The organism is Acinetobacter sp. 809848 (assembly GCF_000581275.1).
Taxonomy (GTDB): Bacteria; Pseudomonadota; Gammaproteobacteria; order Pseudomonadales; family Moraxellaceae; genus Acinetobacter; species Acinetobacter pittii.
This window is the reverse complement of record NZ_JEXG01000005.1, coordinates 104,701-119,916: the sequence shown is the minus strand read 5'-3', so window position 1 is coordinate 119,916 and position 15,216 is coordinate 104,701. Positions and strand designations below refer to the sequence as shown.

General features: G+C 40.5%; 14 protein-coding genes. 7 read left to right on the top strand and 7 right to left on the bottom strand.

Annotation, left to right across the window (positions count from 1 at the left end; all coding sequences use genetic code 11):
* The first annotated feature begins 143 nt into the window (after positions 1-143).
* Positions 144-989, top strand: coding sequence for an IclR family transcriptional regulator (locus J536_RS09170; RefSeq protein WP_000996082.1), 846 nt, complete (start codon positions 144-146; stop codon positions 987-989).
* Between the two features lie 64 nt (positions 990-1,053).
* Here J536_RS09170 and J536_RS09165 read toward each other — a convergent pair whose 3' ends face one another.
* The gene (locus J536_RS09165; protein ID WP_032062722.1) at positions 1,054-1,863 is read right to left on the bottom strand and encodes an enoyl-CoA hydratase; all 810 of its coding nucleotides are present in this window, start codon (positions 1,861-1,863) and stop codon (positions 1,054-1,056) included.
* A 230-nt stretch (positions 1,864-2,093) separates the two neighbouring features.
* On the opposite strand from J536_RS09165, the gene J536_RS09160 reads away from it, so the two are divergent.
* Positions 2,094-3,065 carry an NAD(P)H-dependent flavin oxidoreductase gene (locus J536_RS09160; protein WP_000850369.1) on the top strand — a complete coding sequence of 324 codons (972 nt, stop codon included), beginning with the start codon at positions 2,094-2,096 and terminating at the stop codon, positions 3,063-3,065.
* Between the two features lie 39 nt (positions 3,066-3,104).
* Here J536_RS09160 and J536_RS09155 read toward each other — a convergent pair whose 3' ends face one another.
* The 6 genes from J536_RS09155 to J536_RS09130 form a co-directional block, all read right to left on the bottom strand.
* The gene (locus J536_RS09155; RefSeq protein WP_081404108.1) at positions 3,105-4,277 is read right to left on the bottom strand and encodes an MFS transporter; all 1,173 of its coding nucleotides are present in this window, start codon (positions 4,275-4,277) and stop codon (positions 3,105-3,107) included.
* A gap of 64 nt (positions 4,278-4,341) precedes the next feature.
* Positions 4,342-5,184, bottom strand: coding sequence for an IclR family transcriptional regulator (locus J536_RS09150; protein ID WP_009391028.1), 843 nt, complete (start codon positions 5,182-5,184; stop codon positions 4,342-4,344).
* Positions 5,185-5,292: 108 nt separating this feature from the next.
* Positions 5,293-6,498 (bottom strand): 3-oxoadipyl-CoA thiolase, encoded by a 1,206-nt coding sequence (locus J536_RS09145; RefSeq protein ID WP_032062719.1) that lies wholly within the window; start codon positions 6,496-6,498, stop codon positions 5,293-5,295.
* 14 nt (positions 6,499-6,512) lie between these two features.
* Positions 6,513-8,036, bottom strand: a complete 1,524-nt coding sequence (locus tag J536_RS09140; RefSeq protein ID WP_032062717.1) for a 3-hydroxyacyl-CoA dehydrogenase — start codon at positions 8,034-8,036, stop codon at positions 6,513-6,515.
* A 61-nt stretch (positions 8,037-8,097) separates the two neighbouring features.
* A complete protein-coding gene (locus J536_RS09135; RefSeq protein ID WP_032062715.1) occupies positions 8,098-8,859 on the bottom strand; it encodes an SDR family oxidoreductase in 762 nt (253 codons plus the stop codon).
* 29 nt (positions 8,860-8,888) lie between these two features.
* A complete protein-coding gene (locus tag J536_RS09130; RefSeq protein ID WP_032062713.1) occupies positions 8,889-9,677 on the bottom strand; it encodes an enoyl-CoA hydratase in 789 nt (262 codons plus the stop codon).
* A 311-nt stretch (positions 9,678-9,988) separates the two neighbouring features.
* Between J536_RS09130 and J536_RS09125 the strand changes: the two genes are divergently transcribed.
* Genes J536_RS09125 through dcaP form a run of 5 tightly spaced genes read left to right on the top strand, consistent with a single transcriptional unit; the run spans position 9,989 to position 15,206 of the window.
* Entirely contained in the window at positions 9,989-11,143 is a 1,155-nt protein-coding gene (locus tag J536_RS09125; RefSeq protein ID WP_000617391.1) for an acyl-CoA dehydrogenase family protein, read from the top strand.
* Between the two features lie 57 nt (positions 11,144-11,200).
* Entirely contained in the window at positions 11,201-12,484 is a 1,284-nt protein-coding gene (locus tag J536_RS09120; RefSeq protein WP_212750230.1) for an MFS transporter, read from the top strand.
* 47 nt (positions 12,485-12,531) lie between these two features.
* Positions 12,532-13,200 (top strand): 3-oxoacid CoA-transferase subunit A, encoded by a 669-nt coding sequence (locus J536_RS09115; protein WP_000608704.1) that lies wholly within the window; start codon positions 12,532-12,534, stop codon positions 13,198-13,200.
* Positions 13,200-13,853: a 3-oxoacid CoA-transferase subunit B gene (locus tag J536_RS09110; protein ID WP_032062710.1), complete on the top strand. Its 654-nt coding sequence runs from the start codon at positions 13,200-13,202 to the stop codon at positions 13,851-13,853. Before J536_RS09115 ends, J536_RS09110 begins: the two co-directional genes overlap by 1 nt.
* A 36-nt stretch (positions 13,854-13,889) precedes the next feature.
* On the top strand, positions 13,890-15,206 hold the full coding sequence (gene dcaP / locus J536_RS09105; RefSeq protein ID WP_032062709.1) for an outer membrane trimeric porin-like protein DcaP: 1,317 nt from the start codon (positions 13,890-13,892) through the stop codon (positions 15,204-15,206).
* Positions 15,207-15,216 lie beyond the last annotated feature (10 nt).

Sequence of the window (15,216 nt, the reverse complement as noted above, 5' to 3'; positions counted from 1 at the left end):
AATAAAATATTTAATCTTTCGCTTTAATGAGTTAAATGAAGTTATCTTTTAGATGCAGACTCGAATGTTTGCTCTTTTGCTATTTATAGAAAAAATAGATTATAATTTTCGCAGTGCGAAACAAAATATGGATTGGTATGACAATGAATGATGCAGTTGATGCAGAGCAGACAGAAAAATTATTAGCGCCTTTAAGGCATGAATTATTACATCCGATTGAAGATATGCAGGATGAAAATGATCGCCAATTTATTACTGCATTAGCACGTGGTTTAGAGCTATTACGTTGTTTTACACCGAAGCATCAGCATTTGGGCAACCAAGAGCTTGCTCAGATGACAGGTTTGCCAAAACCAACCATTACTCGCCTCACACATACCTTGTCGCGTTTGGGTTATATCAAACAAGTACCTAACTCAAGTAAATTCCAGCTTTCAGTTGGTGTTCTTGCGTTTGGTTATTCCATGCTGTCTAACGTGTCGATTCGCTCTATTGCTCATCCATATATGAAAAATTTGGCAGACTATGCTGGCGCTGCTGTAGCTATGGCAACACGCGATCGACTGAACATGATTTATCTTGATGTGGTACAAGGCAAAGGCAATATGACCATGCGCCGTCAAGTCGGAACCTATTTACCGATTCATTTAAGTTCGATGGGGCGTGCATGTTTAGCTGCAATGCCTGAAGACGAAAGAGAATTTTTACTTGATGCCATCCGTAGCAAACATAAAGAAGATTGGATCAAAATTAACCGTGATTTAGACAAAGCTTTTAAAGACTACCAAGATTTTGGATATTGTTTCTCAATCGGGGAATGGCATAAAGATGTCAATTCGGTTGCTGTTCCACTGATTCATGAACAACATGGTTTGCTGGTGTTCAACTGTGGTGGTCCAAGCTTCATTATGAACCGTGAAAAACTTGAAGAAGATATTGCACCGCGTCTTTTACACATGGTGAATAATATTCGTACTGAGATTAGCTAAACGTATTTGATTCATTTATAAAAGCCAGCTTTGTTTTCAAGGCTGGCTTTTTAGTGGGTGAGTTTTAGGCTGTTTGGCTGTAAAAGTTCGGTTTTCTTTTTTCTTTGAAAGCATTTAATGCTTCTTTAAACTCGGAACCCTGTAAACAACGCGAGAAAATAGTCGACTCATGATCAATACGATTGAGTAGATCATCGATTGGCATATCTCTTAGTAACTTTTTACTCAGTTGTAAGGCTTGGCTTGGTTTGTGAGCAAGTTTAATTGCCACATCTTCAACTACCTGATCTAGCATAGTTGCCTCAAATATTTCATTTACCAGACCATAATTTTTTGCTTGGTTTGCCGAAAACTTTTCACCGAGTAAAATAATTTCCGAAGCTCGAGCAAAGCCTAATAGTCTTGGCAAGATGTAACTTGAACCCGCTTCAGGTACAAGCCCCAAATTCACAAAGGGAAACTGAAAAATAGAGTTTTGGCTTGCATACACAAGGTCGCAATGTAGAAGCATAGTGCTGCCAATGCCAATTGCCACACCATTTACTTTAGCAATAATCGGTTTTGGAAACGTTGCTAAGCTTTTTAAGAATACAATCGAAGCGGGTGGTTCTGAACTGGTGGTATCGCGTTTTTCAAATGCATTGACATCATTGCCGCTGGTAAATGCGGAGTCTTCACCAGTCAGTACAACCACATGAATGTCTTGATTGGTTGCAGCTTGATCTAATGCCTGACTTAGGGCCGCATACATTTCGTAATTAATTGCATTTTTTTTAGTGGGATTACTCATGGTGAGCGTTAGTATATTTCTATCAAAAGATTCATGAATTGTGCCTGTTTTAAGCTGGTTTTGGGTTTTGTTGTCCTGCTGCATCATTCATTCCTTTAACTAACTTGCTGTCTAAAATTTAAACTTATTAAAATAATGCTATCGAAAAATAATTCCGTTATCAATTATTTTGTTTTATATTGTGGTATAAAGTTTTGTATTATGAAATTTTCACCTTAAGTCACTTTGAATGATGACAGAATTTATGCGTAAATAAGTATCTGGCTCTGCTAAGGAAATAAGAAGCTAGCTATAGAACAGTGAGTGGAAATAATATGAAGACCAAAATTACAGAACTATTTGAAATTGAGCATCCAATTATTCAAGGCGGTATGCATTATGTTGGTTTTGCAGAGCTTGCCGCTGCGGTTTCTAACGCGGGTGGGTTAGGCATTATCACTGGCCTGACTCAGCGTACACCTGAAAATCTGGCAAAAGAAATTGCACGTTGCCGTGAAATGACTGATAAGCCTTTTGGGGTAAATTTAACCTTTTTGCCTACGGTGAATACCCCTGATTATCCGGGTTTTGTAGAGGCAATTATTAAAGGTGGAGTCAAGGTTGTAGAAACAGCAGGACGTAATCCTGAACAGGTGATGCCATATTTAAAGGCTGCTGGTATTAAAGTAATTCACAAATGTACTTCGGTTCGACATAGCTTAAAAGCTCAGCAAATTGGATGTGATGCGGTTTCTGTAGATGGTTTCGAGTGTGGTGGGCACCCTGGTGAAGATGACGTGCCAAATATGATTTTATTGCCTTTAGCAGCCGATGCATTAGAAATTCCGTTTGTTGCTTCAGGTGGAATGGCAGATGGACGCTCACTCGCTGCTGCTTTAGCAATGGGAGCAGATGGAATTAATATGGGAACGCGCTTTATTGCGACTCAGGAAGCTCCTGTACATGCAAATGTGAAGCAGGCGATTCTGAATGCAACCGAAAGAGATACGCGTTTAATTATGCGTGCTTTGCGAAATACAGAACGTGTCATGAATAATGCTGCTGTAGAAAAAATCGTGGCAAAAGAAAAAGCACTTGGCGATAACATTAAATTTGAAGATATTATTGAAGAAGTTGCTGGTGTTTATCCAAAAGTCATGATTGATGGCGATGTAAATGCAGGCGCATGGTCATGTGGGTTAGTGGCAAGCTTAATCCATGATATTCCGACATGCGATGAACTGGTTAGCCGGATTGTCAAAGAAGCAGAAGATATTATTCGTGGTCGGTTATTAGGGCTTTTATAACGAACCATTAGCCTACTTTATATAAGATCAGCACAAGTTTTAACTGTGCTGATTTTTTGCATCCCTCACACAATAATAAAGACATAAAACGGCAAAAATTAAGCCTAAAATGCAGACACCAAACCATCCGAAGTGTTTCCAAGCGTAGCTTCCCGCCGTTGTGCCTAAAGCGCCGCCAGCAAAGTAACCCGTCATATAAATGGCATTAAACCGCGAACGTAATTCTTGATTAAGTTTAAATACAATACTTTGATTGGTGACATGTACCGCAGAAAGTGAAGCGTAGAGAATAAGTAAGGCAATAATATAAAAGGCGAAATGGTAGGGTAAAAGTGAAAAAAGAATCCAACTTAAAATAAGGCCAATGCCGCAATAAATTGAAATTTTATGAATGTAGCCTTGATCAATAAATTTGCCTGAAAAATTGGCAACGAAAGTTCCTAACACACCAACAAAACCGAAAAGGCCAATGGTAAAGTCGCTAAAAAAATAGGGCGCTGGAGCCAGAAGCAACGACATGGTGGTAAAGGTTAAACTTACACAAGCAAATGTAAAACCACCAATATAAGTTCTGGTTCTTAACCGTCGGCTTTGAATAAAAATCTGTGGTAAAGAGCGAATAGTTTTTGCATAGTTTTCAGATTTGGTTGGTGGAAATAACCCGATATTACGATGCAAAATAATGGCAATGATAAGTAACAGAAAGCCACTGATCAGATAAATAATATTCCATGCAAAAAGCGTAGACATCAGCCCTGAAAGAGAGCGGGCGAGTAAAACCCCCATCATCAGTCCACTCAGTAGGAAGCCAACGACACGGCCGCTTTGTTGAATTGGAACCAGACTTGCAGCAAGTGGTAACAACAGTTGGGCTGCACTAGAAAATAGACCAGTAATGACAGTACCAAGCAATAAAAGATAGATATTGTGCGAAAAACCGCTAATAATTAATCCACTTGAAGCCAATAACATAAAGATAAATAGCAGCTTGCGCTTTTCTAATATGTCACCTAACGGCATTAAAAAGAGTAAGCCACATGCGTAGGTGATTTGGGCTAGAGTTGGCACCCACGCTGTAGTTGTTTCAGTTAAATCTAGGCTTACACTAATTGAATGAATAAGTGGCTGACTAAAATAATTTCCACCTGTACAAATGCCTGCGGCAATTGCCATTAAAATAATGGTTGGGGTATAGAGTGCGTTTTTCATCATGCCTATAGTCATAATGAAAGAGGAACTTTAATCAACACAACCATGACTGTTTTAAGTATGGTTATTAGTGCGTTTCATTCAAGGCATCTTGAATATTGTGCACCATGTGGATTAAACGTGGTCCAATTTCACCTTCAAGTTTTTCTGGATTTAAATGAAAACTTGGCGCACCACAGTTAAAAACATAAAGACCATGTTTGGAGCTGACCAAAGGCACAGCCACCGAGTTCACTTCTTTATGCCACTCGCCTAAAGACAAACAATATCCATAATCTTGATAATCACGGAAAGCTCGTTCTAAAGAGCGTTTTATGGCTGGCCAGTTTTCGGGGTTCTTTTGTTTCAACGCATCAAGTAGAAAGTTACGCTCACGTTCAGGAGTCGCAGCCAAGCATGCTCGTCCCATAGAACTGCTATGCAGTGGTAAAGTCGAACCAATTGGACGGCGCATATTTAAGGCTGTTTCAATTTGCACAACATCGATATACACCATATTTAAGCGGTCACGCGTTGCCATTGCCACAGGGGCCTGAACATACTGACTCAATTCTTCCATATATTGATGAGCAATATTACGAATTGAGATGTTAGATAATGCTGCATATCCTAAAGATAAAACACCAATGTCTAATGTGTATTTGGTTGAGTTAGGCAATTGTTTTAAATAGCCTAATGACACAAGGGTATTGGTAATACGTGCAATTGTCGGTTTAGGTAAACCTGTCATTTTTGCTAATTCTTGGTTGCCAAGCACCTGATTATTTGCGGAAAAGCATCTTAAAAGTTCTAAACCGCGTGCTAAAGAAGCAATAAATTGCGGGTTGTTTTCCCGATGTATATGCGAAATAGGATCTAAACGTATCTCATCAAAATTTATTGGTTTTTCAGTTTCCGTGTTTTGAGACATTCGATCCTCAAATATAATTAAAGCAATAGTTTTGCCATTATATTTCGCTCTGCAAAATAAATCCATTCATCACTGCGCTGTTGTGATGAATGGATATCTGGTTCATGGTTATGAAACGTTTTCAATCACCATTGCAAGACCTTGACCTACACCAATACATAGGCTCACCACGGCATATTTCTTTTTACGGCGGATTAACTCGCGAGCTACTGTTAAGCTAAGACGAGCGCCAGATGCACCAAGTGGATGACCAACCGCAATTGCACCACCATTTGGGTTCACACGCGGGTCATTAAAATCAACATTCAAGCCTTTTAAACAAGATAAAACCTGTGAAGCAAAGGCTTCATTAATTTCAATAATATCCATGTCATCTAAAGTAAGTCCCGCACGCGCAACAGCTTTTTTAATGGCTTCGATCGGACCTGCACCCATAATACGTGGTTCAATACCCGCTGCTGCTGCTGACAAAATTTTAGCCATTGGTTTTAAGCCATATTTTTGACCTGCCGCTTCTGAACCAATCAATAGTGCTGCTGCACCATCATTAATACCTGAGGCATTACCCGCAGTGACCACGCCACCTTCAAAGAGCGGTTTTAACTTTGTAAGTGCTTCAACAGTTGAACTTGGGCGAGGGTGTTCATCTTCTGAAACGAGTTTAGGTGGCAATTTTTTGCCTTGGAAAACCTCAATTGGCGTAATTTCATCGGTAAAGAAACCTTCTTCTTTGGCTTTTTGATATTTGGCTTGTGATTGAGCTGCAAAAAAATCAGCTTGTTCGCGGCTAATACCAAAGTCGGCTGCAACGTTATCACCCGTTTCAGGCATTGAATGACCGCCGTACTGAGCAATAATTTTTTTATTTGGAAAACGAGATCCAATGGTGGTGTCATAAATTTTTGCATCACGGCTATAAGCACTTTCGGCTTTACCCATCACAAAAGGTGCGCGAGACATACTTTCTACACCACCTGCGATATAGAGTTCGCCTTCACCACAAGTAATGGCACGTGCTGAGTCAATCACAGCACCTAAACCACTAGCACATAGGCGGTTTACCGTCTGGCCCGGTACAGTAACAGGTAAACCTGCAAGTAATAGCGCATTTCGTGCCACATTACGGCTATCTTCACCCGCTTGGTTGGTGTCGCCTAAAATCACATCTTCAATATCAGCACCCGGAACACCAGTTTTTTCTAGTAGTTTTTGAATGACAGTTGCGGCTAAATCATCAGGGCGAATTGAGGCAAGTTCACCTGCATGACGGCCAAATGGACTACGTAAACCATCATAGATATATGCATTTAACATTGAGAAATTCCTTTTCAAGACTCGTGAGTAAAAGTAAGAGGTAAACGAAGTGCGACACGACGCTGTAACCACGGGCTAGGGCGGTAACGCGGATCATGTGTAAGTGCGGTTATACGGTTTAGAATGAGTAAGATTTTTTCGCTACCGACTTGATCGCCCCATTCGATTGTGCCAAATGGATAGCCTAAGCCAAGACGTACCGCGGCATTAATGTCATCTACAGTGGCAACATTTTGCTGGGCAATATCACAGCCTAAATTAATGACCATGGCTAAAACGCGCTGTGCAACAAAGCCAATACTTTCAGCAATCATACTCACCAGGTTTCCATCTAGATTGAAAATAGAGTGAGCGGCTTGTCGGTATTCAGGTTTGGTAATAAGTGAAGGCATTAAGGTTCGATGCTTTGCAATGCCATAAAGCATGTCTATAGCAACAGCTTGTTCTGGATTAACCCCAAGGCGAGTAGCCGCTTGAGTTGTATCTTCACCATAACAAGCGAGTAAACATAAGCTATCTGTTTGTGGTTCCGGCTGAGTGTCTAAGGCAATATTTTGCTGAGTTAAATAATCTTCGAGCTGTTTTTTATCATCTAAGAAATCGGCCGCAATCCAAACTTTTGGATATTGCGCTAAACGCTCTACAAATTTGGCAGGTTGTTCACCTGTTTTTGAACCGGTTTCATAATTATAAAAACCTTGATTGACTTTACGTCCAAGTTGCTTGGCATCTAGCATTTGCTTAGTCAGTGGGTTTGGTTTATAGCGGGCTTCTTCATAGTACTGATGATAAATCGACTCCATAACTGGATGCGAGACATCAAGGCCAGTTAAATCGAGTAATTCAAAAGGACCCATTCTAAAACCAACGCCGTCACGTAAAATTCGGTCAATTTCACTAATATCACAGACATTTTCATTTAAAATTTTGAGCGCTTCGGTGCCATAAGCCCGGCCCGCGTGATTAATAATAAATCCAGGGGTGTCCTTCGCTACAACAGGGCGGTGACCAAATGCACGAGATAAATCGTTTAAAGCATCAATAATAAGTGGGTCTGTTTTTAAACCACGAATGACTTCGACCACTTTCATGAGTGGAACGGGATTAAAAAAGTGATAACCCACAACACGCTCAGGCTTCTTGCAATTTGCCGCAATCGCTGTAATAGAAAGAGAAGAGGTGTTTGAGGCTAAAATAGTATTATCCGAAACAATATTTTCAAGTTGCTGCATCAAGCTTTGTTTGATATCAAGACGTTCAACAATTGCTTCTACAATCAGGTCGCAATTTTTTAAATCTTCAATTTGATGAGCAACAATTAAATGGTTGTTTGCCACTACTGCTTGCTCAGATGTAATCTTATTTTTATCGACTAACTTTTGAAATGTAGCAGCCAGTTTTTCTTTAGCCTGTTCTGCGGCGCCTTCTTTGGCATCATATAAATAAGTGGTATGACCTGACTGTGCAGCAATTTGAGCAATACCACTGCCCATGACACCTACACCAATCACAGCCATGCTTTTAATATCATAAGTCATGTCGATCATCCTGATGATTAATCTATATTTGAAATTAAACGGAAAAATAGGGTTGGGTGATTTAGCTTAAGCATTGTTTATCACCATCAATGGGTAAGATTTGCCCTGAAATTGAGCGACCACTGTCTGACGCTAAAAATAGGCATAAATCTGCAATATGCTTTGGATTGACAAAATATTTGAGCGACTGATTTTTCAGTGCATTTTGAGTCACTTCTTCAAGTGAGGTATGCGCTACATCGGCACGGGCCTGTAATACGCGTTGAACCCGATCACCATCGACTGCACCCGGAAGAATAGCGTTAACTCGAATATTATCTGCACCGAGTTCCATAGAGAGCGTTTTGGTAAAACCGATCAGCCCCCATTTTGAAGTGGAATAGGCCAATCGATATGGATAGCCTAAGCGGCCGGCAATAGACGACATATTAATAATCACGCCTGCTTGTGCTTTCTTTAAATAGGGAATGGCTAACTGGGTAATTAAAAAAGTGCTATTCAGATTTAAATTAATGACCGTATTCCAATCTTCAAAACTTAGTTCATCTGCTGCAACGGTCGGACCTGAAATGCCTGTGTTATTGACTAAAATATCAATACTGCCAAGCTTCTGAATTGCTTGGCTAAACATCAGTTTAATTTGTTCATGATCAGCTAAATCACATGTGTAGATATGCAAATTTGGATAATCTTGTTGAAATTGTTCTAGGCTTTTAGCATTAATATCGCAAACAAAAACTTCATCCTGATTGTTTAAAAAGATTTCAGCAATGCATCGTCCAATCCCTGAACCACCTGCACTAATCAATACTTTTCTGGTCATTTTCATTCCTTTGTTATTATGGTTTTAAATTATTTACCTTGATAAGACGGCTTACGCTTTTCGATAAAAGCTTGAACGCCTTCATTTTTATCTTCGGTAGAAAACAGTAACTGGAATGCTTTTCGTTCTAGCGTTAAGCCTGCATTTAATGGAACGTCTTCGCTCATTAGTGCAACTTCTTTAATTTGTTGCAGGGCAATAGGAGGCATTTTTGCGAGGCTTTGTGCCATTTGAATCGCAGTTGGAATGGTTTGGTCATCTTCTGTGACTTGTGAAACAAGACCGATGATATAAGCTTCTTCGGCTTTTACCATGGCACCCGTCATAATCATGCGCATGGCATGGAATTTACCCACAGCACGAAATAAACGTTGTGTACCACCAGCACCCGGCATTAAACCGACTTTAATTTCTGGTTGGCCAAAGGTTGCGCCTTTACCTGCAATAATAATGTCAGCATGCATTGCAAGTTCACAGCCACCACCTAATGCATAGCCATTTACAGCAGCAATCACGGGTTTAGGACACTGAGCAATCGCATTCCAATAACGTTCGGTATGGCGCAATAACATTTCTGTTGAAGTTGCGGTTGCCATTTCTTTTAGATCTGCACCTGCGGCAAAGACCTCTTCACCACCTGTGAGCACAACCGCATTGATCTCATCGTTAAAACTTAATTCGGTAAAAGCTTGTGCTAGTTGTTTGCGAACCTCTGTATTCAATGCATTTTTTGCTTCAGGTCGGTTTATTTTTACAATCGCTATTTTTTGAATAGAAAAGTCGACTTCTACGAAATTATTCCCTATTGATACACTCATTTTTGAATTCCTTGTTTCGCACATCAAAACTATACTCCTTTTATGATGCTTATTTTGGAATTTATTTCAAGTCTTATTTAGTCCATTAGAGCAATTATGATTTATTAAATAAGCTAAGTGTTTGATATTTCGTAATGGTGTATTTTTAAATTTCGTTTAACGAAATTAATTTTCAAAAAAGCTTGAAATTTGTATTTTCGTTCTCGTACTATGAAACACATCCGCAGTAAACAAGATTTAAAACATGGTATCCAGACAAGCTGGAGATGGCTGATGGGTGCGATGGAAATACATAAAAAGGGAGATCACAGATGATCCGTGATGAAGGGATGTTGGAGCAGTTACTTTCAACAATTCGAGATTTTGTAAAAAATGAATTGATCCCTCGTGAAAACGAAGTGGTAGAGAAAGACAAAATTCCAGATGACATTGTGCAGCAAATGCGTGAGCTAGGCTTGTTCGGGCTCACAATTCCCGAAGAATATGGTGGCTTAGGCATCACCATGGAAGAAGAAGTCAGAGTTGCATTTGAACTTGGACAAACTTCACCAGCTTTTCGCTCTTTAATTGGTACTAATAACGGTATTGGCTCAAGTGCAATTTTGATTGATGGCACAGAAGAGCAAAAGCAAAAATATTTACCACGTTACGCAAGTGGCGAAATTATTGGTTCATTCTGTTTAACCGAACCTGAATCTGGCTCTGACGCTGCCTCTTTAAAAACCAGTGCAGTAAAAGATGGCGACTTTTATGTGTTAAACGGCACCAAACGTTTTATTACCAATGCACCCCATGCTGCAACTTTTACCGTAATGGCGCGAACCAATCCTGAAATTAAAGGGTCGGGTGGCATTTCAGCTTTTTTAGTCGAGGCCAATACACCGGGCATTACGTTGGGCAAAATTGACCAAAAAATGGGGCAAAAGGGTTCACACACTTGTGATGTGATTTTTGAAAATTGCCGTGTGCCTGCTTCTGCATTGATTGGTGGCGTAGAAGGTGTTGGTTTTAAAACGGCCATGAAAGTGCTGGATAAAGGGCGTTTGCACATTGGTGCCTATAGCGTGGGTGTTGCCGAACGCATGTTAAACGACGCACTGCACTATGCGATTGAGCGTAAGCAGTTTGGTCAACCTATTGCAAATTTTCAGCTGATTCAAGCCATGCTTGCCGACTCTAAAGCCGAGATTTATGCAGCTAAATGTATGGTCCTAGATGCGGCTCGCCGCCGTGATAATGGCGAAAACATTAGCACGGAAGCTTCTTGCGCAAAAATGTTTGCAACCGAAATGTGCGGACGTGTTGCTGACCGCTGTGTACAGATTCACGGTGGTGCGGGCTATATCAGTGAATATGCCATTGAGCGTTTTTATCGTGATGTGCGTTTGTTCCGCTTATATGAAGGAACCACGCAAGTTCAACAAATTATTATTGCTAAAAACATGATTAGGGAAGCTACAGCCTAATAAAAAACAAATGCCATGAGGCATTGGATGCCTCATGTTCCTTCTGAGGATATGGACATGACAACAGAAACAGTTACCCAAAATACGGCTAGCAGTGAAGCTATCCAAACACCAAAAAAGATTTGGATTACCGCATTTATATTCGCTTTTTTAACATTGTTGTGTGATGGGGCAGACTTAGGTTTTTTGGCATTGAGCCTGACCAGTCTTAAAACAGAATTTCATTTGACGGGTGTACAAGCTGGAACGCTAGGCAGCTTAACGCTTTTCGGTTCCGCTGTGGGTGGTCTGATTGGCGGCTGGGCGTGTGACCGTTTTGGGCGAGTTCGCATTATTGTGTTCTTTATTGCTTATTCTTCAGTTTTAACCAGTGCGCTGGGTTTTACTGATTCTTATATGCAATTTGCAGTTTTAAGAACATTTGGAGCGATGGGTTTAGGCGCACTTTATATTGCCTGTAATATTTTAATGTCTGAAATGGTGCCAACCAAACATCGCTCGACCGTTTTGGCTACTCTCATGACGGGGTACACCTTAGGTTCTTTACTCGCGACCTTACTAGCTGGACATATTATTCCTGAACATGGTTGGCGTTTCCTTTACTGGATTGCAATTGCGCCTGTGGTGTTGTCAGTTTTAATGCAATTTTGTGTACCTGAACCTGAGTCATGGAAAAAAGCCCGTCAACTAAAAGCGCTAGAAGTCGCTCAAAGTAACCAACCTAAAAAACGCCAAAATCCATATCTTGAGATTTTAAGAGATAAGAAACATGGCACCATGTTTGTGCTTTGGATTATTAGTACTGGTGCATTGCAGTTTGGTTATTACGGCGTAAGTAACTGGTTACCGGCTTATTTAGAGTCTGATCTAGGCATCAAGTTTAAAGAAATGGCCATGTATATGGTCGGTACCTTCCTGATTATGATGTTTGCCAAAGTGATCGCAGGGATCGTTGCCGACAAATTAGGGCGCCGCGCTGTATTCGCTTTCGGAACCATTGGTACAGCTTTATTTATTCCGGTCATTGTCTATTTAAATACACCAACCAATATTTTATGGATGATGCTGTTCTTCGGTTTCCTTTACGGTATTCCGTACGCCATTAATGCCACATATATGACAGAAAGCTTCCCGACTTCTATTCGAGGCTCGGCAGTGGGTGGTGCTTATAACATTGGCAAAGTACTTTCTATTTTCTCTCCATTAACAATTGGTTTTCTATCGCAAAACGGTTCTATTGGCTTAGGGCTTTTGGTGATGGCTGCAGCTTATTTTATCTGCGGTGTAATCCCATTGTTATTTATTAAAGACCGACTATTTAACCCGCAAAAGGCAGAGTGACAGATCAATCTGTCACCTTAAATTAAGGATGAAAAGGGACAAGTGAGATGATAAATAAAATCACCAGTGACATTGAACCGATTTTAAAAGCTATTCCTGATGGTGCAACCATCATGACAGGTGGGTTTGGTGTGACTGGGCAACCTGCTGAATTAATTGAAGCCTTAATCGATTTAGGAAAAAAAGAACTCACCGTTGTAAATAATAATGCGGCTTCTGGTGACCGTGGTCTAACCAAGCTCATTATTGCTGGCTGTGTAAAAAAAATGATTTGTTCATTTCCGAAATCTGCTGGGTCAACCGTTTTTCAAGACTTATATAGAGCGGGAAAAATTGAGTTAGAACTAGTTCCACAAGGTAATTTGGCTTGTCGGATTCAGGCCGCAGGGGCTGGTTTAGGGGCTATTTTTACGCCGACTGGTTATGGTACCAAAGTTGCCGAGGGTAAAGAGACCCGAACCATTAACGGTAAAAATTATGTGCTTGAATATCCACTTGAAGCTGATTTTGCACTGATTTATGCCGATAAAGCCGACCGCTGGGGCAATTTAACTTACCGCAAAGCAGCCCGCAATTTTGGGCCGATCATGGCAAAAGCCGCCAAGACCACGATTGTTCAAGTGAATGACACCGTAGAGCTAGGAACGCTTGACCCAGAGTGCATTATTACACCGGGAATTTTTGTTCAGCACGTTGTAAAAGTAGGAGATATCTAATGTCAGTTCAAAAACGTTCTCGTGAAGATATTGCCAAGCTCATTGCTAATGACATTCCGGAAGGTTCATATGTCAATTTAGGAATTGGCTTGCCGACCAACGTTGCTAAATTTTTGCCTAAAGACAAAGAAATCTTTTTACATTCGGAAAATGGTGTTTTAGCTTTTGGCCCACCGCCACAACTGGGTGAGGAAGATGAAGACTTGGTAAATGCCGGAAAGGAACTTGTCACTTTATTAGATGGTGGATGTTTTATGCATCATGGCGACTCGTTTGACATTATGCGTGGTGGCCATCTGGACATTTGTGTGATTGGTGCATTCCAAGTTGCGGTAAATGGAGACTTAGCAAACTGGCATACCGGTAAAGCGGATGATGTACCAGCAGTCGGCGGTGCTATGGACTTGGCGGTCGGCGCAAAAACGATTTATGTCTATATGGAACATGTCACTAAAAAAGGTGAGTCCAAAATTGTAAAAGAACTGAGCTATCCAATGACGGGTGAGCAGTGTGTAGATCGTATTTATACCGATTTATGCATTATTGAACTCAAAGACCAAAAAGCTTATGTCACAGAAATGGTGGAAGGCTTAACTTTTGATGAGCTACAGGCAGTCACAGACTGTGAACTAATCGATGCACGTGTAGCCTAAATACACACGGAAAAACGCTTCTTTAAGGATTAAAAGATGAAAAAATTAATATTAGCTGCAGCTTGCGCTGCGGCTTCAGGGACTATTTTTGCAAATTCTTCAGATACGACAGAACAAAGAATTAATTTGCTAGAAACTGAGCTGCAAAAATTAAAAGCAGAACTTGCTGCTCAGAAACAAACTCAAAATAATTTACAGGTCAAACAGGTAAAAATTGAAGAAAATATTGAAAGAACTAAAGCCACTGTAACAGAGAAGCCTGTTGCTCCTTCGTGGGTCACTTGGACAGATAATGTGAAGGTTTACGGTATTGCCCGTATTGATGCAGCGGTTGATTTTAAATCATCACCTGACTCAGGGGGTAGAACGACCAGCAGTTTGTACCGAACACCTTTTGAAAGTGAAAAGCGTTCAAATCATGCGCGCTCTGATGCCATGATTAATGCTAGTCGACTCGGTGTTTATTTTAATAGCCCAAATAAAACAGTTACAGGAAATATTGAAGCCGATTTCTTTGATAGCTCTAACATGGGAACGGGAGATGGTAAATTCCGTATCCGTCATGCATTTTTTACCTATAAAGACTGGACCTTTGGTCAAACATGGTCACTCATGTCTAACATGGAAACTCGTACCGAAGCTGTTGATTACACGCAATTTGTAGGAACTTCCTATACGCGGACTCCTCAAATTCGCTATGACTGGAAAATTGATGCCAATAATGATTTAAAAGTAGCTTTGGAATATACAGGTTCGAGAGTCTCGGCATTTCCAACTTTAACGGGTCGCTATACCTTTAAACAAGGTCCTTTAACAGCACTTGCGCAAGGCTTTATTAATGAAAAGTCTACAGATGTCGCAACCGCCACAGTTAAGAAAGTAAGCTGGGGCGCTGGAGGCGGCTTAAAATATCAATTAACGCCTCAGCAATCGGTACAAGCAAATTATCAATATATTGTCGGTGATCAAAAATTTATGCCGTACACCACTCAAAGTGGATTGGCAAATTCAGCAAGTTTAAATGCCGCGGGTGATTTTTCTTTAAGCGAAGACAAAACAGATTTGGTTATGAATAAGTTGAATAGCATCAATATTGGTTATTCATATAAATTTAATGAGCAATGGCGTGCAAACTTATCGGCTTCAATGTTTGATTATGATGACGACACGGCTTATGCCAAACTCAACCCAGACGCCAACAAGCGTTTAACGGATTACGCAGCTAACGTTTTCTATTCACCAATTGAGCAAATGGATATTGGGATCGAATATCATCAAGGCAAACGAGAAGTGTTTGATGGCAGAACCGCTGATGTATCACGTGTAAACTTTGTATCGATGTATAAATTCTAAAATGGGACGT

Excerpts from the sequence above, each read along its gene's own strand:
- J536_RS09170 (WP_000996082.1), top strand. The coding sequence starts at position 144 with ATGAATGATGCAGTTGATGCAGAGCAGACAGAAAAATTATTAGCGCCT.
- J536_RS09165 (WP_032062722.1), bottom strand. The coding sequence starts at position 1,863 with ATGCAGCAGGACAACAAAACCCAAAACCAGCTTAAAACAGGCACAATT.
- J536_RS09160 (WP_000850369.1), top strand. The coding sequence starts at position 2,094 with ATGAAGACCAAAATTACAGAACTATTTGAAATTGAGCATCCAATTATT.
- J536_RS09155 (WP_081404108.1), bottom strand. The coding sequence starts at position 4,277 with ATGATGAAAAACGCACTCTATACCCCAACCATTATTTTAATGGCAATT.
- J536_RS09150 (WP_009391028.1), bottom strand. The coding sequence starts at position 5,184 with ATGTCTCAAAACACGGAAACTGAAAAACCAATAAATTTTGATGAGATA.
- J536_RS09145 (WP_032062719.1), bottom strand. The coding sequence starts at position 6,498 with ATGTTAAATGCATATATCTATGATGGTTTACGTAGTCCATTTGGCCGT.
- J536_RS09140 (WP_032062717.1), bottom strand. The coding sequence starts at position 8,036 with ATGACTTATGATATTAAAAGCATGGCTGTGATTGGTGTAGGTGTCATG.
- J536_RS09135 (WP_032062715.1), bottom strand. The coding sequence starts at position 8,859 with ATGACCAGAAAAGTATTGATTAGTGCAGGTGGTTCAGGGATTGGACGA.
- J536_RS09130 (WP_032062713.1), bottom strand. The coding sequence starts at position 9,677 with ATGAGTGTATCAATAGGGAATAATTTCGTAGAAGTCGACTTTTCTATT.
- J536_RS09125 (WP_000617391.1), top strand. The coding sequence starts at position 9,989 with ATGATCCGTGATGAAGGGATGTTGGAGCAGTTACTTTCAACAATTCGA.
- J536_RS09120 (WP_212750230.1), top strand. The coding sequence starts at position 11,201 with ATGACAACAGAAACAGTTACCCAAAATACGGCTAGCAGTGAAGCTATC.
- J536_RS09115 (WP_000608704.1), top strand. The coding sequence starts at position 12,532 with ATGATAAATAAAATCACCAGTGACATTGAACCGATTTTAAAAGCTATT.
- J536_RS09110 (WP_032062710.1), top strand. The coding sequence starts at position 13,200 with ATGTCAGTTCAAAAACGTTCTCGTGAAGATATTGCCAAGCTCATTGCT.
- dcaP (WP_032062709.1), top strand. The coding sequence starts at position 13,890 with ATGAAAAAATTAATATTAGCTGCAGCTTGCGCTGCGGCTTCAGGGACT.